This is a genomic window from Altibacter sp. HG106 (assembly GCF_028561755.1).
GTDB lineage: Bacteria > Bacteroidota > Bacteroidia > Flavobacteriales > Flavobacteriaceae > DFVG01.
This window is the reverse complement of record NZ_JAQQTD010000002.1, coordinates 196949-217356: the sequence shown is the minus strand read 5'-3', so window position 1 is coordinate 217356 and position 20408 is coordinate 196949. Positions and strand designations below refer to the sequence as shown.

Genomic DNA, 20408 nt, shown 5'->3' with positions numbered 1-20408 from the left:
ATGAAAACATTTCTCACCACCTACCGTATGCCCCTGCTATTGGGACTGCTGTGCGTGGTGTTTTACTATACGTTCGCCTACCACCTTGAGCGCAGCGATTTCATAAGGTTACTAACGCTCTACGGCGGACTCTTCTATCTTACCTACCAACTGATTAAAATCTATGGCACTTCCTTTTGGTTGTTAGCATTATTGGGTATCGTTGCTCGTGTTATTTTCTTCCCGGCTCTTCCCAATTTGTCGCAAGATTTCTATCGTTTTATATGGGACGGCCGTTTGGTATGGGAAGGAGTGAGTCCATATCTATTTTCTGTGGACACCATTATGGAATTAGATGTGACTACCGTTTCGCAGGCTGCGGAACTTCGCCAGGGGATGGGCGACTTGAATGCAAGTCATTTTAGTAACTACCCACCCGTTAATCAATTGTTTTTTACGCTTGCCGCGGCGCTTTCAGGAAAGAGTATGCTGGGGGCTGCCATGGTAATGCGTGGCTGTATCATCGCTGCTGATGTGGGAATTTTATACTTCGGAAGGAAACTACTAACACAACTACACCTTCCGCAGAAAACCATTTTCTGGTATTTTCTCAACCCATTTATCATTATCGAACTTACCGGAAATTTACATTTTGAAGGCGTAATGCTCTTTTTTGTAGTAGTTGGACTTTATTGCTTGTTTCATAAGCGGTGGGTACTCGCCGCGCTATGTTGGGGGCTATCCATTTCCACGAAATTACTGCCGCTATTATTGCTGCCGTTATTCTTTCAGTATTTTTTAAAACCACAAAAAGCATTAGGTTTTTGGAAGCTCATAGGTTTTTATGCAATTTGCCTGGGAACGGTATTATTGACTTTTCTACCGTTTCTCAACCAAACCTTTATTGAAAACTTTGCCGCGACCATCGGACTCTGGTTTCAGAAGTTCGAATTTAATGCCTCTATTTATTATATTATTAGATGGATTGGATATCAAGTGGTAGGTTGGAACATTATCCAAAGTGTTGGGAAGATCCTTCCGCTTGTCGTCATAGCACTTTTACTCGTGCTCACCTTTTTCCGAAGAAATACAACGATTCCACAGCTACTCACTGCCATGACCATCGGACTGTTTTGCTATTTTCTATTATCCACCACTGTTCACCCCTGGTATGTAGCGACCCCTTTATTGCTGTGCCTTTTTACGCGATATCGATTTCCTGTGCTTTGGTCGGGTACCGTCATGCTAAGCTATGCGGCCTATGGCGAAGCAGGTTTTGATGAGAACCTTTGGCTGGTTGCCCTGGAATACCTCATTGTTATAGGATTTTTTCTCTATGAAGTATTTTCTTCTGAAAAAAATACCTCCTCACGCAACCCTTTAGGGCGCTCATAGACTACTAAAAAAATTAGTTGCTATGAAATTACCACTTACATCCCTTTATGTTACCCTATTATGCTGTTTTGTACTAAGTTCCTGTGCTGTTGATCGTGATGACACTATTGCCGTGGAAACATTTCCTGAACTAGTAGATACAGACGAGTTGATTGCAGAATCTTCCGAAACCTTTTCCATGATGGAAACCATTACTACTCCTACGGAAAGCGATTTGGTATGTATCGAATTTATTTTTCCGTTCACAATTGTGGAATACGACGCGGAAGGAAATCGATTGGATCAACGTATTGTGAATGACGAAGAGCAGTTGCTCAACCTGCTGCTTTCCATTCCGGAAGGCAACTATATCAATCTCAGCTTTCCCATCATGGCGCGTCTTGACGACGGAACGGAGTTTGTCGTAGAAAACAAAGAAGCGCTAGAAGAATCGTTAAGTGAATGTATAAATATCATTCAAGATGCCGTCATTGGAAGTTGCGAGGACATTGCACTCGAAAAGTGTGGTTGGATCGTGATGGCGGAAGAAACAGAGCCTCCCTTTATCTATGAAAACTCTGTTTTCTCAGATTACGAAACCGGAATCAATATATACTATTACCGAGGTTTAGCCAATCAAAGTAGTTGGGTTTTCTACTATATCGAAAACAAGCTCCATTTAAACATCGCCCTTGAAAACGAGGAACTCGGCTCTTTCTGGAATCGAGATTGGGAAACGACGCTCATCAGTGATGAAGAAGGCACTCGTTTTATATTAAATGACTCTGATGGAGCCGTCTATTATTTAGTGCAAGAGTGCGATGAAGATGCCTATTGTGACACCCTCACCTACGTCGAATGCGAACTGCCGGACACCCCTAATGTAGCCGAATTTGATTTGGAAAGCTACCTCAACTGCATTGACATTATCACAGCTCCAGTACCAGATGATACCGAGGAAAGCGTAGATTTTACCTATTCATTTCACGAGCTAATCGCTGACGCGGAAAACAACGAAAATGCGATAGACACCGCTGTTCCCTATCAAAATACGAGTAATCCTCAAATACTTTATGTGAGGAAAACAGATCCCGATACCAGTGAATTTAGTGTGATCGATATAACGATCAGAGCAGATGAATGTGAGTAAACTCACGACATAAAAAAGCCTGCGTATGAGCAGGCTTTTTTACTGAGTTTGTTTGATGAATTACACTCTTTTCACTTCGTAAAAATCGTCGCGTCGATCCTTTAGGTTTCGTACCGCTCCAAAATTGTGTAACTCGCGCAGTAGGTCGATATCCACATCGGCCACTAAAATCATCTCGGTATTTGGCGTAGCTTCCGCTTTGATCCCATTGCTAGGAAAAGCGAAATCACAAGGCGTAAATACCGCCGACTGTGCATATTGGATATCCATATTATGAACATTGGGTAAATTCCCTACGCTTCCCGCAATCGCCACATAACATTCGTTCTCGATAGCTCTTGCCTGGGCGCAAAGTTTCACACGAGAAAAACCATTCTGCGTGTCGGTAAGAAAGGGCACAAATAAAATATCCATCCCTTCTTGTGCCAACAGTCTGGATAGTTCCGGAAATTCAGAATCGTAACAAATGAGAATCCCGATCTTCCCGCAATCCGTTTCAAAGGTCTTTAGTTCGCTTCCCTGCTGCATGCCCCACACCTTGGCCTCATCGGGCGTCACATGGATCTTCTCGTAGCGTTCTACACTTCCGTCGCGTCGACAGAGATAACCCACATTGTATAGCGTTTCATTGACCACCTCGGGCATACTCCCGGTGATGATATTGATATTGTAGGAGATACTCAATTGCGACAGTCGTTGTTTGATCTCTTCCGTAAAAGAGGCTAACTTCCGAATGGCTTCCGGCTCACTTAGATGATTAAAACTCGCCATCAACGGAGCATTGAAAAACTCAGGAAACAACGCAAAATCACTTCGGTATCCCGCTACACTGTCAATAAAGTATTCGGCTTGATGTAGTAAGGTTTCCAAATTCTCATAGGGTCGCATTTGCCATTGAATCAACCCCAACCGCACCACACTTTTGACGCTCGCCGGTTTTTTAGTAGGCTTGGAATAGTAGATATTATCCCATTCCATCAAGACCGCGAATTCTTCCGAAGCTTTATCGCCTTCCAAATAATCCTTTAAGATACGCACCGGATGGAAGTCATTTGACAATTGAAAGTTGAGTACCGGATCTTCAAGTTCTTTTTGACGGACCTTATCGATGTATTGTTTCGGACTCAATTGATCGGAATATTTGTGATAGTTAGGAATTCTACCGCCAAATACGATTCCTTTCAAATTCAACTGTTCGCATAACTCCTTTCGGTAGTCATATAATCTTCGTCCCAGTCGTAATCCGCGATAATCGGGATGGATAAACACATCAATTCCGTAGAGCACATCCCCTTCTTCATCGTGAATCTTAAAATCTGGGTCTGCCGTAATATCATCATAGGTATGCTGGTCTTCGATAGCATCGTAATCTACGATAACAGACAGGGCACATCCTGCAATATTTCCATCTACTTTGATAATGACCTGACCTTCCGGAAATAATTTAACCAACCTATCGATCTCTTCGATCTTCCAGTACGAATTGGGCATAGCGCCATACGATTGAATATTGGCTTCTTTTAACGCTTCAAAATCTTCCAGCGTTAGATAGAATAATTCGATGTTTTCGATAGGCTGCTCCATCTTACATGTCTAGCAAGTAAGCAAAGATCAACGGCGCGACGATAGTGGCATCGCTTTCGATAATGAACTTTGGTGTGTTGATGTCTAATTTTCCCCAGGTGATTTTTTCATTCGGAACCGCTCCCGAATAACTTCCATAGCTCGTGGTAGAATCGGAAATCTGGCAGAAATAGCTCCAAAATGGGGTGTCTTCTCGTTCCATATCTTGGTACAACATAGGCACAACACAAATCGGAAAGTCACCAGCGATACCTCCTCCTATTTGGAAGAAACCAATACCATTTTCTGAATTATCGGTATACCAATCGGCTAGGAACGTCATGTATTCTATACCGCTTTTCATGGTAGACGCCTTCAATTCGCCTTTCAAGACGTAGCTGGCAAAAATATTCCCCATGGTGCTGTCTTCCCATCCCGGCACGACCATCGGAAGATTTTTTTCCGCGGCAGCGTACATCCAGGAATCTTTTAAGTCGATTTCATAATATTCTTCCAGCACGCCGCTCAATAACATCTTGTACATAAATTCGTGTGGGAAGTAGCGTTCTCCTTTGGCCTCAGCATCCTTCCAAATTTTTACGATATGCTTTTGCAGTCTTCGGAACGCCTCCTCTTCAGGAATACAGGTATCGGTTACCCGATTGAGTCCGTTTTCTAGCAACTCCCATTCCTGCTGAGGTGTTAAATCGCGATATTCGGGAACGCGTTTGTAGTGGGAATGCGCGACCAAGTTCATGATATCTTCCTCCAAATTGGCACCCGTACAGGAGACGATATGCACCTTGTCCTGTCGGATCATTTCGGAAAAAATCTTACCAAGTTCGGCAGTACTCATGGCACCGGCCAGGGATACCAGCATTTTTGCGTTGCTTTCTAGCTGTGCCTCGTAGCCTTTGGCCGCGTCTACTAATGCCGCCGCGTTGAAATGAAGATAGTACTTTTGAATAAATTCTGAAATGGCTCCTTTCTTAGTCGTCATGATGGGTATCGTTAAATTTTGAAATGCTTTTCTTCGCTTCCTGGAAGTCACTTTCGTAGGCTTCCTCTTCGTCGTATCCTTCAAACTTATAGGAAAGCATTTTGTAATACAACTTTGCCGCGAGGAAGTCGGATGACTTTTCCGAAGCATCGGGACATAATTCTACGATATCAAAACCAACGACATCGCGCTCTTCAAACACACGGCGTAAAAACTCAAGCGTTTCGTACCATAACAGTCCGCCTGGTTCTGGCGTTCCGGTAGACGGCATGATAGAAGGATCGAACGCATCTAAATCGAAGGTGATAAATACTTTATCGCCTAAAGCTTCGATCACATTGTCCATCCAGTATTCGTCACTTGCCATGTCGTGCGCGAACCACGTTTTATCTTCGTCCATGACCGTTGTTTCAGAAACATCCATGCTGCGAATCCCTACTTGGATCAAGTTCGTCTGTTGGCTCGCTTCGTATACGGCACATGCGTGATTGCAGGTAGAACCTTCGTATTCTTTCCGAAGATCGGCGTGGGCGTCGATGTGCAGGACGGTAAGGTCTTCAAAACATTCATTAAAGGCCCGAATAGTCCCAATGGAAATGCTGTGCTCTCCTCCAAAAATGGTGACAAATTTATTACGTAAGATCAATTCCTTGACACGCTTGTGCACCGCTGCTACCATGGCTTCAGGAGAACTGTTCTCGGTAATGGGTTCGGCGAGATGAATGCCTTGCTTATAGACTTCGGTTTGTGTTTCGATGTCGTAAAGTTCCATATTCTCAGAAGCCTCCAAAAAGGCCTGAGGACCTTTATCGGCTCCTTTTTGCCAGGTGCTGGTTCCGTCGTAAGGAACCGGAATTAATACAATGTTGCTAGTTTCTAGCGCAGCGTATTGCTGTGGAATACCTGCATAGGTTTTAGTTGTCATAGCCTAAAATTTGGAGCAATTGCTCGCTTGTTTGTTGTTCAGAAAATAATGATGTAGTGAGGGTTCCATCTTCCTCACGGTTAATTAATACATGTTTTGGTGAGGGGATCAAGCAGTGCTGTAAGCCCCCGAATCCGCCAATGGTTTCTTGATAGGCCCCGGTATTGAAGAAGCCTATATATAAGGGTTTTTCCTTTTTGTATTTTGGTAAATAAATAGCGTTCATATGTTGTTCGCTATTGTAATAGTCGTCGCTATCGCAGGTAAGGCCGCCTAACAATACACGCTCGTACTCATCGTTCCAACGATTGACAGCCAGTAGAATAAATCGTTTGCTAATGGCCCAGGTATCGGGAAGTGTAGTGATGAAGGAAGAGTTGATCATATTCCATTTCTCACGGTCGTTTTGTTGTTTTTGATACAACACCTCATAGATCGCGCCTCCGCTCTCTCCCACGGTAAAGCTTCCGAATTCAGTAAAAATATGCGGAACCGGGACACCGGCTTCCTGACAGGTAAGATTGATTTGGTTGACGATCTCATCAATCATATACGGGTAATCGTACTCGAACGCCAAGGAATTCTTAATAGGGAAGCCACCGCCAATATTAAGGCTGTCGAGAGTAGGACACACTTTTTTTAGTCGGGTATACACGCGCAAACACTTGTTCAATTCGTTCCAATAGTAAGCGTTATCACGGATGCCTGTGTTGATGAAGAAATGAAGCATTTTAAGCTCCACTTTTTCATTGTTCTTTATTTGTTCTTCGTAGAACGGAACGATATTCTTGTACCCGATCCCCAGTCGCGAGGTATAAAACTCGAATTTAGGTTCCTCTTCGGATGCGATTCGAATTCCGATTTTAAAATCTCCTTTAATTTCTTCGGAAAGCAAGTCGATTTCTTCATAATTATCGATGATGGGAATGCAATTATTGTGGCCGCTATTGATCAAGCGTCCAATATTGGTTACATATTGCGCCCGCTTAAAACCGTTACAAAGCACAAAGGTATCTTGATGGATTTTGCCAGCCTTTTTCAGACGCTCTACGATATTAATATCAAAAGCAGAAGACGTTTCAATATGAATATTGTTGGTAAGCGCCTCGTGCAACACATGTTGAAAATGGGAGCTTTTCGTGCAATAGCTATAGTGGTACTCTCCCTTGTAATTGTGTTTATTGATGGCTTCTTGGAACCAACCTTTGGCCCGTTGAATATTTTCTGAAATCTTGGGAAGATAGGTGAATTTTAAAGGGGCTCCGTATTGTTCGATCAATTGCATAAGATCGATACCGTGAAACTGCAAATGATTCTCATCTAGCGTAAATTCTTCCTGCGGAAAAAAATACGTTTGATCTATAAGATCTTTATAAGTAATGTTCAAAGTGGTAGAATTTGTTAGAAAAATAGGGATTCGTCATCAAAATCCGTAGGACTGACGAAACAATAACAATTTTTTAACCGAAGTTGGTGTAAATACGCGCGTCGTTTGGAATATATGTACGACCCTTGACGGCATTGTAAGAAAAACGGAAGCTAGCTTTAAATTTCGGTTTCCCGCCTGGCGGGTTGTTTTTGAATTTGACTTCCTAACCTTCAAAAACCCGAACGTAAAAACATCGTTCAATGTGTTCAGCTAAAAGCGGGGCAAATGTAATTTAATTTCTGAATTGGGCAATTTTTTTCGGAAAAATTTAAACCTACTGTTTAACAAAGCATTGTCATTTAAAATCTTATTTACCAAGTACCTTTATGCTACAATTTCAAGAGCATGGCAAAAAAACTCAGTCAGCTTGAGGCTACTGCAATATGCGGGAATGATATCAGTTCTTCCTGCTTATATGTTTCCGCATTAGCGATAGGGTATGCCGGACAATACGCGTGGATTTCTTTATTGATTGTTGCCGGCGTGCTTTTTTTATTTCGCAAAATTTATGGAGAAGTAGTAGGGGCGTTGCCCTTAAATGGAGGAGCCTATAATGCGCTACTAAACACCACTAAAAAATCTACTGCTGCCACTGCGGCGGCCCTTACCGTTCTTTCGTACATGGCTACGGCCGTAATTTCCGCTACGGAAGCCATTCATTATTTGAGTGTCTTTTTTGATATCATCCCCGTCATTCCCGCTACGGTGGTATTGCTTTTGGTCTTTATGTGTCTTACCATTCTGGGAATTGGCGAATCGTCTAAAGTAGCGATTGGCATCTTTATTTTTCATTTAATTTCCCTAACCCTACTCTGTACGTTTTGCGGCTATTACTTTTTTACACATGGTTTTGAAACGCTGTTGGAAAATTTTAGAACGCCTGTAGAAGGAAGCATTACCCTTGCCTTATTCTTTGGTTTTAGTGCCGCGATGTTAGGGATTAGCGGGTTTGAAAGTTCCGCAAACTACGTGGAAGAACAACAAAAGGGCGTCTTTCGGAAAACGCTTCGGAACATGTGGATCGTGGTTAGTATCTTTAATCCGCTGATTGCCTTTTTAGCCCTGGCGATCCTCCCTATGGCTACGGTGGCCGAAAACCAAGAGGCCTTACTTTCTTTTATGGGAGGCACCGCTTCTGGTGATTGGCTGTCTGTTTTGATTGGTGTGGATGCTGCCTTAGTGCTTAGCGGTGCCGTATTAACCAGTTTTGTAGGGGTAGGCGGACTCATGGAGCGGATGACTTTAGACAGAATCCTTCCGAAGCCATTACTTAAAAAAAGTCCGAGAAACACCTCCTACCTCATTTACGGACTGTTCTTTCTGCTTTGTGTTTCGATCTTATTGATTACTTGGGGGGATTTGAAAAAACTAGCCGGAGTGTATACTATCGCATTCTTATCGGTTATGGTTTTGTTCGCCATAGGCACGATATTACTGAAAGTAAAGCGAAATAGGTTACCGCGTCCCGAACGAGCTACCTGGGGGGGCGTGTTGATCGCCATGATCGCTGTGATCGCTGCGATCGTCGGAAACATTATACTGAACCCAAGTTATTTCTACATTTTTATCCGCTACCTTATTCCCACTCTCGCTGTGGTGTTCTTTATGTTCTACAGAACGCATATCATCAAATTTCTAATGCAGGTTACCAAGAAAAATTTTCCGGAGAACACTAAATTTACGCGATGGATCTATCGCAATTCGTTCCGCATACTAGAAAAAATCAACAACCAGCAATTTGTATTCTTTACCTATCATCACGACGTCGAAACCCTGAATACGGTGATGCAATATATTAAGGATAACGAACCCACCAAACGCTTAAAGATTGTTTCGGTGTTACAGCGGGAAGAGCATCTTCAACGACAGCTAGTTACTGATATCGAAGTGCTGGACCGAGCCTACCCTTCTATTGCGATTGAGCTTATTGAAGAGCACGGCGATTTTTCTCCTGAAAAGATTAAAGCGCTCTCAGCGAAATGGAACATTCCAATTAATTTCATGTTTATGGGTGCTCCTGGAGAAGATTTTCCCTACAGCATTGAAGAAATGGGAGAGGTACGCTTAATTATTTAAAGCATCGAGAACAACGCTACTTCCTTCTTGGTCAGTATTTTCCAGCGCCCTCGCGGAAGATCCTTCTTGGTAAGATGCGCCAGGGTAACGCAATCGACACGAACCACATCATATCCAAAATGGTCGAAAATATCGCGAATGATACTATTTCCCATATTCTTGATACGTAAGCCCACTTGTGATTTAGGAGCGTTATCCACATAACTGATCTCCTCTACTTCAACGGTGTTTCCTTTGAGTGAAAACCCTTCCGAAATTTGCTCGAGGTCTTCGTGCTTAAGGTTTTTATCTAGCTCGATATGAAAGAGTCGTTCCATCCCTTTGCTGTGAAGCTTGTCGACCAGACTGTCGTCATTGGTAAAAAGTAAGAGTCCGGTGGCATTTCTACCGAGTCGGCCTACCGGCTTTACGCGCGCCGAGGTTGCATTCGCGATCAAATCCATAACGGTAAGTCCTTTCTGATCGCTGGTGGTGGTAGCCACTCCTTTGGGCTTATTGAGAAGGATATACGCATCGGGTTCGGGATTGATACGGCGACCATCAAAGCGCACATCATCTTCCAATTGAACTTTGTGACCCATTTGGTTTACGATCTTGCCATTGACCGTTACCAAACCGGTAGCAATATAGGTATCGGCTTCGCGGCGCGAACAAACCCCACTATTAGCGATGTATTTGTTGAGTCGGATGCCATCCGGGTTCTTTTCGTGATTGGTCTTCGTCACTTTATTCTGGCGACCCGACTGTTTTTTAGTGGATTGGTTTTTGTGCGGTGCATTCCCACGTGCGCTGCTGCGCTTCTTAGTGTTACCACCGCCGCGACCGGATGATTTTCCCTTTGAATTAAAATCCTTTCTGCTCATAGTCCTTCCTTGAAAATTGTTCGGCAAAGATACTGAGAAGTTTATGGCTTCAATGATTAGAATCAAAATTTATTCTACACGAAACGTTTCAGCAAGAGCGGTACATCAATAAGTACGATACTAAACACCCCGATGACGATGACAAATTTCAAAATTCCGTGCAAGATCATGTAGTGTAATTTCTCCTTAGACTTCCACAGTATGAATACAAAAAAGGCCAGCGCTAACATACTTCCGTAGAAATACAGATACATATAGCCTATTTCAAATTGCGTAATTAAAAAATAAGCAGGCACCAAAGTGAGCAAAGAGAGAATGGTGAGCATACGTTTGGAGAGCCCTTCCCCATAGACCACGGGGATCGTCCGGTAGTTTTGCGCCAGATCGCCCTTGAGATTTTCCAGATCTTTTACCAATTCCCGCATCGCGATCAATAAGAAGAGAAAAGTGGCGTGCACGAAGATCACCACGTCAAAATTTCGGTAGTAAATAAACACCGCAAAGAAGGGAATCACAGCCAAGGTGGACGCCACGATGTTGCCTATCGCTGGGTATTTTTTGAGCTTGTGTGAGTAGAACCAAATTCCGAAAATATAGAGCGAAAAAAAGATCACTGCTTTGAACGAAACATAGCTGGCTAGTACTACCGATAAGAAGTTTAACACGAAGTACGTACTGAGTTTTGTACGCTGACTGATCAATCGGTCGAGCATCGTCTTCCTGGGGCGGTTGATGAGATCCTTTTCCCTATCGTAAAAATTATTGATAATATAGCCTCCCGCGATGGCTGCAGCAGAAGCCAACACCAACATAAGCATGTTTATGTCCAGGATCACATGCCGAATGGGAAGTTCAGGAGCGAGGATGTAGATTGAGGTAAGGTATTGCGCAAGAACAATTATGAGAATATTGTAACCGCGCACCACAGAAAGCAGGCTGAACGATTTTAAGAGAAAATGTTTTTGCTTCCTACGTAACATATAGGATGTCTATAGACTTCTTAGAAGTTATACACTACTTCCAGACGATAGTCTTTGAGCGCTTCCCGCGCTTTCGCAATATCCTGGGTAAAGCCAAGCATGTATCCGCCACCTCCAGAACCACAAAGTTTTAAGTAATATGCATTGGAGTCGATCCCTCGCTTCCACAGCGTATGAAATTCTTTGGGTATCATGGGCTTGAAGTTATCGAGCACTACTTTTGAAAGCTGTTTGATATTTCCGAAAAGCGACTTTACGTCCCCTTGCAGAAAATCTTCGACGCAGGCATCGGTATGTTTCACAAACTGGTTTTTCAGCATATTTCTGAAACCTTCCTGCTTCATATTTTCCATGAAAATTTGCACCATAGGCGCTGTTTCACCAGTGCTTCCGCTGTCCAGTAAAAAAACGGCGCCTTTGCCTTCTTCCGTTTGAGAAGGAATTCCGGCGGGCTCTAAATCATCTTGTGAATTGATCAGAATTGGCAAACTTAGATAGCTGTTCAACGGATCTAAACCGGAAGATTTTCCGTGGAAAAAAGATTCCATAGCTCCGAAGATGGCTTTTAAGCGCAACAATTTATCGCGAGTAAGATTTTCGAGAACCGTGATCTTGTTGTAGGCGTAGCGATCGTACACCGCCGCCACTAAAGCGCCACTACTCCCTACGCCATATCCTTGCGGAATACTGGAATCGAAATACAACCCATTGGCCACATCTTCCTCCATGCGCTTCCTATCGAAGCTCACCAAAGTAGGTTGTTCTTCCTGCAATTCTTTAAGGTAGGCAGCAAAACGAGCCAGCGATTCGTTGCTTTTTTTGGTGGCTATGGTATGGTGCTCATCAATTTTGAGTGCGCCATTGTAAAAGTTATACGGAATGGAAAGACCTTTTGAGTCTTTAATGATACCGTATTCACCAAAAAGTAAGATTTTCGAGTAAAAAAGGGGACCACGCATAGGTTCTGAATAGGGTTTGTTAAATGTAAGCAATTCTACATTGTGGTGCAAAGATACGATACCCCTACTATATTTGATGCTTGGGCACGGTAAAATTCTCTTAAATATGTTTGTATAACTCCTTCTTACTGAAGGACAAAACCAATGTATGCGTTATAAAAGGCTGGCTCCTGTTCCCACTGTATCGTCTATAAAAGCCCCGTCCTTGCAAAAAGGCGCCAGTTCTTTTCGGATAAATTTGGAAACCCCTTCTTTTTCTTCGGAAGGATAAAGTACATGAACATTCGCCCCGGCATCCAGCGTAAAACAGACGGAGCTTCCGGTTTCTTTCCGAAATTTCCAAATGCGATTAATGATTTCCAAGGTGTTTGGTTTCATCAAAACGAAATAGGGATTCGAAGTCATCATCATGGCATGTAAGGACAAGGCTTCACCTTCTACAATAGTGATGAATTGGGCGCGATCGCCTGTTTCAAAAACGGTAATCAACTGCTCGAGGTGCTCGTTGGCCTGCGCAAATCGTAGCGTAGCAAAGGGATGCTCGTGCATCAAATTATGTCCAACGGTACTACTCACCTGCTTTTCTCCGGTATCTACCAGCAGGATGGTATCGTGATAGGATTGAAAGTTGGAATGAACTGCATAGGGATAGGGCGTGCCCACTAAATCGCTACTTCCTTCAATACGGGAATGTTTTCCCCAAACCACCAAGGGCCCTTGCAAACTTCGGGACGCGCTCCCCGAGCCCAAACGCGCTAAAAACGAAGCCTTCTCAGTACCGTGTTGTGTTGTCATTTCTTCTGATGACAAGAGTTGCTCTATGGCAACGAGGCATAAGGCGAGAGCGCTCATTCCGCTTGCGGAGGAAGCAATTCCGCTACTGTGTGGAAAGGTGTTTTTGGTTTCGATCGTAAAACTATAGGCCGTCAAAAAAGGCACATAGCGTTCGATTCGTTCAAAGAACTTCTGAATTTTTGGTTTAAAAGCATCCTCCTTCTTTCCTTCTAAATACACTTCAAATTCAAATCCTTCCGACTGTTTTCGTTCAAAAGAAAGGGTGGTCTCGGTACGACACTGCGACAGGGTAAAGCTTACGGAAGCGTTCTTCGGAAGTTGTTCTCCATATTTTCCCCAGTACTTAACAAGGGCTATATTGCTAGGACTTTGGGCAGCTACCGACCCACTTTCGAGGAATGTATATGAGGTCTTGGGTAGAAATTGATGTTCGGTCATTTCGGCAAATTCTGAGACAAAGATAGGCATTGTTTGACCAACTATAAACGGAAAAAGGCCACCCTCAGGCAGCCTTTGAAACAGTAAGCGTTATTTCTGAATTATTTCACCACAATGCGGCGCGTTATCCTTTTTTCTTCTGTAGAAAAAGTGACCAGATAGAGTCCGCTTTGCAATGACCCCACATTGATCGTATTTTGACCGTACTTCAAGGTGTTTTTCAGCAGTGCTCTTCCATTGATATCGAACAAAGTATAGTTCATTTCGGTTGGAATCATAACCTCTACATTCACTACCTCTGAAGTAATGGTTGGATATAGGGTAATCGCAGCAGAAAGCGTTTCGTCATTTATAGAAAGCGTGGCTTCTCGCTCGGGCGCGTTCCCTAGCAGATATAGCGCATTGTTGCCGTTATTGGAGTTCTTGGTGTATTCGTACACGCGTAGGGCGTATAGCTTCGTTGGGTCTAAACCAGTAATGGTAACACTTTCTCCGGTTCCTTCGTACACCACAAAGCTCCCGTCGCCCAAATCGTCTCCACTACCAAAGGCAGCGTTGGCAGTATATTCGTCTCCATCTAAAGGGTAAGCGCTAAAGTTGTAGGCATCGGTATTGTTGGTAATATCTTTCGCGACCACGATTCGTGCCGTACCGTTTCCATTGGTCCATGACACATCCATGGTACTGGTTCCATCGCCTGCGTGCGTTAGATTGCTCGCCGCCACGGTAGGGGCATCCATCAAATCGTGCGCTGGAAAGTTGCTCGTAGCCGCAATACAATTCCATCCCAAGCCATCCAAATCGATCCAAAACTGATTGGCAGTACCATCTACGACGCGTTTGTTCAAAATAATGGCCCAGGTATATTCATTATTGGTGCGTACAAAAATGCTCGCGGTACCGTCTACAGCCCCGGTATGCCACCAATTATTAGCGCCATTGACCGACCAGCCCTTAGCATAAAAAGAGGCATTCGCCGAAGGCGTTGTCATGTTGTCAATGGTAGCATTCGATAAAATATCGGGTTTGGTCGGAAACCTGTCAACGGCAACCAACAGTCGTACAAGATCTCGTGCCGTAGCAATCCACCCTCCGTGACCATCCATAGCCGCAATACTAAAACCACCGTATTCCCATGGCACGGTATTCCCACTTCCATAGAGGTCTAAGGTGGTAAATCCATTCCCTACATATTCTCCTTCACGTTCGTATTTTTCGTCTATCAAGTTGTTTCCGATGTACATATCGTAAATACCTAATGGATGAAAAATTTCTTGCTGCATCCACGCCTCGTAGGATTGTCCTGATACTTCTTCGATAATTTCGCTGAGCACTAAGAACCCCATGTTCGAATAATTATAATCCGTATTAGGTTCAAAATCCAGGGTTTTCTCTAAGAGATAATTGATTAAGAATTCTTCCTTCACCGGATTCTGTTCTCCTTGCGATTGGGTAATATGTAAGGGAGCCGCAATTGGGTCGCATCCTTGGAAGAACCATGGATACGGACTCGTAGGGTCGGGGAAGCAATTAGAGCTTCGATCCCATCCCGCACTGTGTTCCAGTAGGTGTTGTACTGTAATATCGTATACGCGGGTATCGGTGATCGTACTATTAGAAAAATACCAGTGATTCTCTAACAATCCCCCGGTTCCGAAGACTTGATCGTTTAAAGTAATGAGACCGTCTTCTACCATTTTCATGATCCCGATGGCGGTTATGGGTTTGGAAACACTCGCAATTCGAAACATATGATAAGGTTGGGTCGTCTCGGTTCCGGCAATATCGGCATTTCCAAAGGCGCGCATATATTTTAACTCCCCTTCTTTGGCCATAGCAATGGTCATGGAAGGTATATTATGCGTTGCCATAAAGTTTTGCATTTGGGTGTCGCAAGCCGTCATTTCCGGGACGGGAATTCCGGTTTGACCGAGCGATGAAAAGGCCATCGCCACAAAGAACATAAAAGTGAGGTAGTGTGTTTTCATAAGGATAGTTTTTTGGTTATGCAATACGTCTTATATATGGGACATCGATACTCTTTCAAAATGTCATCAGTTAACGCAAATGAATTTTCAGCTCGCCACTACCGGGAAAAAGTGAAGTACGGCTCCCGTGATAAAATATCATGATGACATTCTTTTTTTTTTGCGATGCATTGCTAAAGAGGTGCTCTAAATTGAACTGAAAAATTAGTACCTTTCCTATCTCTTCACGATGGGGAAAGTGCTGAACATACGAAACCAAGAAACCACCGTCAAGGCCATCAAGGCTAATGACGACGCGGTTTTAAAGAAGATTTATACAGAGAACTATAAAAAGACTGAAGTTTTCATTCTAAAAAATAGTGGTTCCATGCAGCAAGCAAAAGACATATATCAAGAAGCCTTTATCGCCATGTGGCAAAACATTAAGGAGGGGAAATTCACCCCTAAGAATGAAACGGCCGTGCAAGGATATCTGTATCAAATTGCGAAAAACAAATGGTTAGATGTAGTCCGCTCGGCGCGCTTTAAAAAAACACTTACCATAGGGGAAATGACGCCTTGGGAAGACGAAGACGATGCATTGACCAACGATGGCAATACCGAGGCTCAGCTCGCTCAAGTAATGAAAGGTTTTGAACAATTGGGCGCCGACTGTAAAGAACTTCTGAAAAGCTTTTACTTCGAAAAAAACTCCTTGCGAACTATTGCAAAGCAGTTTGAGATTGCGGAAGCATCCGCGCGAAACAAAAAATACCGTTGTATTCAACAACTAAGAACCCTACTCACAACCCCAACCCCTTAAGTACCTACACGCTATGAATTCACCAGAAATAACAGAACAGGAATTTGAGACGATCGAAAGATATCTCAAAAACAATATGTCGGCTGAAGAGCAAGAACGCTTTCAGCAACAACTCATTGAGGAGCCTACCCTGCAACAAAAAGTCAATGAGGTGAGAATGCTGATCGACGGCGTCGAAGCGGCGAGCCTGAAAGAAAAACTAAATACCTATCACGAAGAAGTTTCGGCGACTCACTCGAAAGTAATAGACCCACCAAAGTTGATTTCAACACCCGAAAAAAACTATACGCGTTGGTATGCGGCGGCAGGAATTTTAGTTGCCCTCATCGGTATCTTTTGGTTTTTAAATCGCACCTCACCTACCGAACAACTCTTTGCACAACATTTTGAGCCCGATCCCGGACTTCCCACAACGATGAGCACAAGCGGCAATTACGCCTTTTTCGAAGGAATGGTAGATTACAAACAAGGAAAGTATGATGAGGCGCTATCCAAATGGGAACCGTTATTAGAGGCATCACCAGAAAATGATACACTACAGTACTTTCTAGGGATGGCCCATCTCGCAAAGGACGAATCTAAGGAAGCGCTTCCGTATTTGGAAAAAGTGGCAGCCATGACCAGCAGTAGTTTTCTATCGGAAGCCAATTGGTATTTAGGGCTTTCTTACCTAGATCTCAATCAACCCAAAAAGGCGACACGAGTGCTGAAGCGAAGCGATGTTCCTGCGAGCCAGGAAATTGTAACAGCCCTTACTTCAAAATAACCCATGAGACTGCCGTTTGGCACATATGGGTTGGTGTTCTTCGCGTTTTATGTGAGTACCTTAAGTGTTGCGCAAACCAATTCGGTTTCCGAAGTTTCAAGAATTGAAGAACTGATTAGCAACGGGCAGCTACAAGAAGCTCGAACAGCGTACCATGCGCAAATAGAGCGATTACAACAACAAAAAGCATTTGATAGTCTCATTCCGTATATCGCTATCGCCGGAAGCTTGTCTCTTAACAACAACGACGGCACAAAAGCCTTGAAGAATGCGCTAGCGCTCGTTCAGCGTATCGAACTTCAAAATCAACCCATGCTAACCGCCAGAGCCTATAAAGAACTAGCTTGGATATATAGTGATGCCGGACAACCAAGAAGCTCTTACGAAATACTGGACAAGGCTCGCATCCTGCTGAAAGAGCAACCATCCGACACTACAAATTTGCTTCCAGGCGTGGTGTATAACATGGGATATTACGCCAGTAGCTTAGGAAACTACCCACTTTCAAAAAAGCACTATAAGGATGCCTTAAAACTACTTAAAGCATCCCCCAGGAAAGACCCTGTTTTCTACCAGCAAGTCTATAATGCGTTGGGAGGCGTGATGTGGTTTTCAGGAAAAATGGACAGTGCGCTCTATTACTTTGAAGCTTCGCTATTGGCCCTCAAAGAGAGTCCGCCCGACGATGTAATGAATCAATTCTACCGACCCGGGTTGATCAATATGAACTTGGCAGTGATTGCTCAGGCAATGGGAAATCATTCCGAAGCCATTTCTTATTCGCAAGACGCTATTGATAAGTTTGAAGTGTTTATGACGCGATCTAAAGACGAACAATCCATCAACCAGGCACGCGGTAATTTAATGGCGGCCATAGAAAATTTGGGGTCGTTCTACAATGCGATTGGGCAATTCAAACGCGCCCGTGATCTGGTGGCATATGCGTATCAGGAAAAACAAAAATATCTCGAACCTACCGATCCCAACCTTATCATTTCGCTCGTGGTACTTGGGCAGGCCGAATCCAGTTTGCTGAACTATGAAGAGGCAGCCACCTACTTAGATTTAGCCTTGCAACGTATTCAGGAAAATCCCGGCATACAATTATACTGGCATGCCAGCGCCTTAACCTCACGGGCACGAATTGATGAACACGAAGGATCTATTGAAACAGCTAAAAAACGGTATCTACAGGCGGTTGATATCTATGAAAGCACCTTGCAAGGAGAATTTACCGTAGATTATATAACAGACCTAAATGTAGCTTCTCTGTTCTTCGCTCGTAATGATGAAGCTGAGACTGCCATTTTATTAGCAAAGCGCGCCTATGAATTTACCCGTTCAGGCGATTTTGAAAATACCCTACAAGCATTTCAGCAAAGCGTAAATATGGCCAGCGTTTACATAGCATTGAAACAATATGAAAATGCGCTTAACTATGCGGAAGAAGCCTTATCTATGGAAGTGAAAAGGCAGGACACAACCCACAAAGCCGATTCGATTGCACTTCAATTTCGAAAACCCACTGCGCTTCTCACCAAAGCGAAAACGATCTATCACTTAGAAGGCAGGGAACACCCGGAAATAGTAACCTCTATACTGGAAGAACTTGAGGAGGCATTTGATATTTTGGAGCAACGAAAGGCATTCTTAAAAACCTATGAAGATCTTCAATTATTACTTGAAGAAAACAACGAATTGTTTGATTTTGCCAAACAGCTAAACATTGAACTATATCAGCAAACCCAACAAACAAAGTACTTACATGCTATCTTTTCGCTGCAGGAAGCAAGCCTGTATAATCGTATTCGTTCCCGTCTAAACCTCCGCAACGATATCGCCTTTTCAAATGTTCCGACGTCAATATTAGAACAAGAAGTTCGATTAAAACAGCAATTGTCGAATACGTTCGAAGCGGCAATGGGCATGGAAGCATTTTTTGAATCTAATCGCAATTGGAATCAATTTTTAGATGATCTTAAAACGGATCACCCCAAATATTATCAAATGCGTTACGGGTCGTTGGAGGCAGCGCTACCGTCTATTCAGAAAGGCGTTCCTGAAGGGAGTACGCTAGTTCGTTATTTCTTCGTGGAAGGCAACTTGTACGCCATGATTTTTACGAAGAGTAATGTCGCGCTTGTAGAGTTGCCTCACCACAATCTCGATGCCGATATTGCTTCGCTTCAGTACGAAATTTTTGACGTAGCTGTCATCGCGCCCAAATTACATGCGCTCTATGAACAGCTTTGGAAACCGATATCAAGACACATCGAAACAGAGGATGTTATTATTATTCCTGATGGCATATTGTACAACCTCAACTTTGAAATGCTCACAGCTACCCCTATTCAGTCTTTTAAAGACATGGCTTCGGAATCATTGTTATCCAAACACACTATTTCCTATCATTTTAGTCCGTTGCTCGTAGCGACTGCACCCCCTACGACTTCCTATGACGGTCCTTTCATCGCCTTTGCACCCCAGTTTACCAAATCCATGAAAGAAGCGTATAAAAACACGGTCAATGATAGCGCGAGAATCGATGGCGCTTACTTTAAATTACTTCCGCAGCCCTTTAGCCATGCGCTGGTCAAAGAATTTTCTAGGAAATGGAATGGCACATCCTACTTAGATGACGATGCGGTGAAGTCGGCCTTTACCCAATATTCCAAAAATCATCAAATTGTACATATAGGCACCCATGCTGAATCAGACAACGTTAACCCCGAGCTTTCCCGCCTTATCTTTGCGAAGGCCTTAGGAACGGACGAAATGGAAGATAATTCCTTGTACACCTACGAGCTTTATAATTACGATATGTCTTCTTCCCTTACGGTGTTGACAGCCTGCGAAACCGGAAAGCCTTCCTATCAACCGGGCGAAGGAATGATATCGCTGGCGCATGCGTTTACCTACGCCGGTAGTGAAAGCATTTTGACAAGTTTGTGGAAAATCGATGAACAATCCAGTGCTATCATTATCGATCATTTTTATGAGAATTTAGCGCGTGAAATGCCCAAGCACAAAGCATTGCAACAAGCCAAATTGCAGTATCTTTCTGAAGCGAAAGGACGAACGCTCGCACCCCAATATTGGGCAGGTCTTGTATTATTAGGTGACACTGCACCTATTCCAATTTCTTCGAACACTCCTTGGCTCTGGTATTTCGGGGTAATAGGATTATTATCAATTCTCTTCTACCTATTCGTTCGAAAAAAATAATTGTTTTGGTGATGACATTTCTGAGGAATCTCGATGTAGCATTGAGATGCCCTCCCAAACGTCTCGTCACTTAGTGTTACTACGAGCTTTCCTACT

General features: G+C 43.5%; 15 protein-coding genes. 6 read left to right on the top strand and 9 right to left on the bottom strand.

The annotated features are described in order from the left end of the window. Nucleotides 1-1374, top strand: coding sequence for a mannosyltransferase (locus PO830_RS03775; protein ID WP_272852194.1), 1374 nt, complete (start codon nucleotides 1-3; stop codon nucleotides 1372-1374). A gap of 22 nt (nucleotides 1375-1396) precedes the next feature. Beyond that, entirely contained in the window at nucleotides 1397-2503 is a 1107-nt protein-coding gene (locus PO830_RS03770; RefSeq protein WP_272852193.1) for a hypothetical protein, read from the top strand. Nucleotides 2504-2563: 60 nt separating this feature from the next. Here the strand turns inward: PO830_RS03770 and PO830_RS03765 are convergent, their stop codons facing one another. The 4 genes from PO830_RS03765 to PO830_RS03750 are packed head-to-tail and all read right to left on the bottom strand — an operon-like array spanning nucleotide 2564 to nucleotide 7378. After that, nucleotides 2564-4087: a bifunctional GNAT family N-acetyltransferase/carbon-nitrogen hydrolase family protein gene (locus tag PO830_RS03765; protein WP_272852192.1), complete on the bottom strand. Its 1524-nt coding sequence runs from the start codon at nucleotides 4085-4087 to the stop codon at nucleotides 2564-2566. 1 nt (nucleotide 4088) lies between these two features. Further along, the gene (locus tag PO830_RS03760; protein ID WP_272852191.1) at nucleotides 4089-5066 is read right to left on the bottom strand and encodes a deoxyhypusine synthase family protein; all 978 of its coding nucleotides are present in this window, start codon (nucleotides 5064-5066) and stop codon (nucleotides 4089-4091) included. Continuing rightward, nucleotides 5056-5991, bottom strand: coding sequence for an agmatinase (gene speB / locus PO830_RS03755; protein ID WP_272852190.1), 936 nt, complete (start codon nucleotides 5989-5991; stop codon nucleotides 5056-5058). The genes PO830_RS03760 and speB overlap by 11 nt, the downstream gene beginning before the upstream one ends. Further along, nucleotides 5981-7378 carry an arginine decarboxylase gene (locus tag PO830_RS03750; RefSeq protein ID WP_272852189.1) on the bottom strand — a complete coding sequence of 466 codons (1398 nt, stop codon included), beginning with the start codon at nucleotides 7376-7378 and terminating at the stop codon, nucleotides 5981-5983. Before PO830_RS03750 ends, speB begins: the two co-directional genes overlap by 11 nt. 387 nt (nucleotides 7379-7765) lie before the next feature. Between PO830_RS03750 and PO830_RS03745 the strand changes: the two genes are divergently transcribed. After that, nucleotides 7766-9496, top strand: a complete 1731-nt coding sequence (locus PO830_RS03745) for an APC family permease (protein ID WP_272852188.1) — start codon at nucleotides 7766-7768, stop codon at nucleotides 9494-9496. Here the strand turns inward: PO830_RS03745 and PO830_RS03740 are convergent. The 5 genes from PO830_RS03740 to PO830_RS03720 form a co-directional block, all read right to left on the bottom strand. Then, a complete protein-coding gene (locus PO830_RS03740; RefSeq protein ID WP_272852187.1) occupies nucleotides 9493-10359 on the bottom strand; it encodes a pseudouridine synthase in 867 nt (288 codons plus the stop codon). The genes PO830_RS03745 and PO830_RS03740 overlap by 4 nt on opposite strands. A gap of 74 nt (nucleotides 10360-10433) precedes the next feature. Then, nucleotides 10434-11339 carry a geranylgeranylglycerol-phosphate geranylgeranyltransferase gene (locus PO830_RS03735; RefSeq protein ID WP_272852186.1) on the bottom strand — a complete coding sequence of 302 codons (906 nt, stop codon included), beginning with the start codon at nucleotides 11337-11339 and terminating at the stop codon, nucleotides 10434-10436. 20 nt (nucleotides 11340-11359) lie between these two features. Beyond that, a complete protein-coding gene (locus PO830_RS03730) occupies nucleotides 11360-12298 on the bottom strand; it encodes a mevalonate kinase family protein (RefSeq protein ID WP_272852185.1) in 939 nt (312 codons plus the stop codon). 153 nt (nucleotides 12299-12451) lie between these two features. Then, nucleotides 12452-13531: a diphosphomevalonate decarboxylase gene (gene mvaD / locus PO830_RS03725; RefSeq protein ID WP_272852499.1), complete on the bottom strand. Its 1080-nt coding sequence runs from the start codon at nucleotides 13529-13531 to the stop codon at nucleotides 12452-12454. Nucleotides 13532-13632: 101 nt separating this feature from the next. Then, entirely contained in the window at nucleotides 13633-15519 is a 1887-nt protein-coding gene (locus PO830_RS03720; protein WP_272852184.1) for a serine hydrolase, read from the bottom strand. A gap of 229 nt (nucleotides 15520-15748) precedes the next feature. Between PO830_RS03720 and PO830_RS03715 the strand changes: the two genes are divergently transcribed. Genes PO830_RS03715 through PO830_RS03705 form a run of 3 tightly spaced genes read left to right on the top strand, consistent with a single transcriptional unit; the run spans nucleotide 15749 to nucleotide 20312 of the window. Next, nucleotides 15749-16321: an RNA polymerase sigma factor gene (locus tag PO830_RS03715; RefSeq protein ID WP_272852183.1), complete on the top strand. Its 573-nt coding sequence runs from the start codon at nucleotides 15749-15751 to the stop codon at nucleotides 16319-16321. 13 nt (nucleotides 16322-16334) lie between these two features. After that, nucleotides 16335-17087, top strand: coding sequence for a tetratricopeptide repeat protein (locus PO830_RS03710; protein ID WP_272852182.1), 753 nt, complete (start codon nucleotides 16335-16337; stop codon nucleotides 17085-17087). Between the two features lie 3 nt (nucleotides 17088-17090). Further along, nucleotides 17091-20312: a CHAT domain-containing protein gene (locus tag PO830_RS03705; RefSeq protein ID WP_272852181.1), complete on the top strand. Its 3222-nt coding sequence runs from the start codon at nucleotides 17091-17093 to the stop codon at nucleotides 20310-20312. Nucleotides 20313-20408 lie beyond the last annotated feature (96 nt).

Coding starts and splice junctions, on each gene's coding strand:
- PO830_RS03775 (WP_272852194.1), top strand. CDS start 1: ATGAAAACATTTCTCACCACCTACCGTATGCCCCTGCTATTGGGACTG.
- PO830_RS03770 (WP_272852193.1), top strand. CDS start 1,397: ATGAAATTACCACTTACATCCCTTTATGTTACCCTATTATGCTGTTTT.
- PO830_RS03765 (WP_272852192.1), bottom strand. CDS start 4,087: ATGGAGCAGCCTATCGAAAACATCGAATTATTCTATCTAACGCTGGAA.
- PO830_RS03760 (WP_272852191.1), bottom strand. CDS start 5,066: ATGACGACTAAGAAAGGAGCCATTTCAGAATTTATTCAAAAGTACTAT.
- speB (WP_272852190.1), bottom strand. CDS start 5,991: ATGACAACTAAAACCTATGCAGGTATTCCACAGCAATACGCTGCGCTA.
- PO830_RS03745 (WP_272852188.1), top strand. CDS start 7,766: ATGGCAAAAAAACTCAGTCAGCTTGAGGCTACTGCAATATGCGGGAAT.
- PO830_RS03740 (WP_272852187.1), bottom strand. CDS start 10,359: ATGAGCAGAAAGGATTTTAATTCAAAGGGAAAATCATCCGGTCGCGGC.
- PO830_RS03735 (WP_272852186.1), bottom strand. CDS start 11,339: ATGTTACGTAGGAAGCAAAAACATTTTCTCTTAAAATCGTTCAGCCTG.
- PO830_RS03730 (WP_272852185.1), bottom strand. CDS start 12,298: ATGCGTGGTCCCCTTTTTTACTCGAAAATCTTACTTTTTGGTGAATAC.
- mvaD (WP_272852499.1), bottom strand. CDS start 13,531: ATGACCGAACATCAATTTCTACCCAAGACCTCATATACATTCCTCGAA.
- PO830_RS03720 (WP_272852184.1), bottom strand. CDS start 15,519: ATGAAAACACACTACCTCACTTTTATGTTCTTTGTGGCGATGGCCTTT.
- PO830_RS03715 (WP_272852183.1), top strand. CDS start 15,749: ATGGGGAAAGTGCTGAACATACGAAACCAAGAAACCACCGTCAAGGCC.
- PO830_RS03710 (WP_272852182.1), top strand. CDS start 16,335: ATGAATTCACCAGAAATAACAGAACAGGAATTTGAGACGATCGAAAGA.
- PO830_RS03705 (WP_272852181.1), top strand. CDS start 17,091: ATGAGACTGCCGTTTGGCACATATGGGTTGGTGTTCTTCGCGTTTTAT.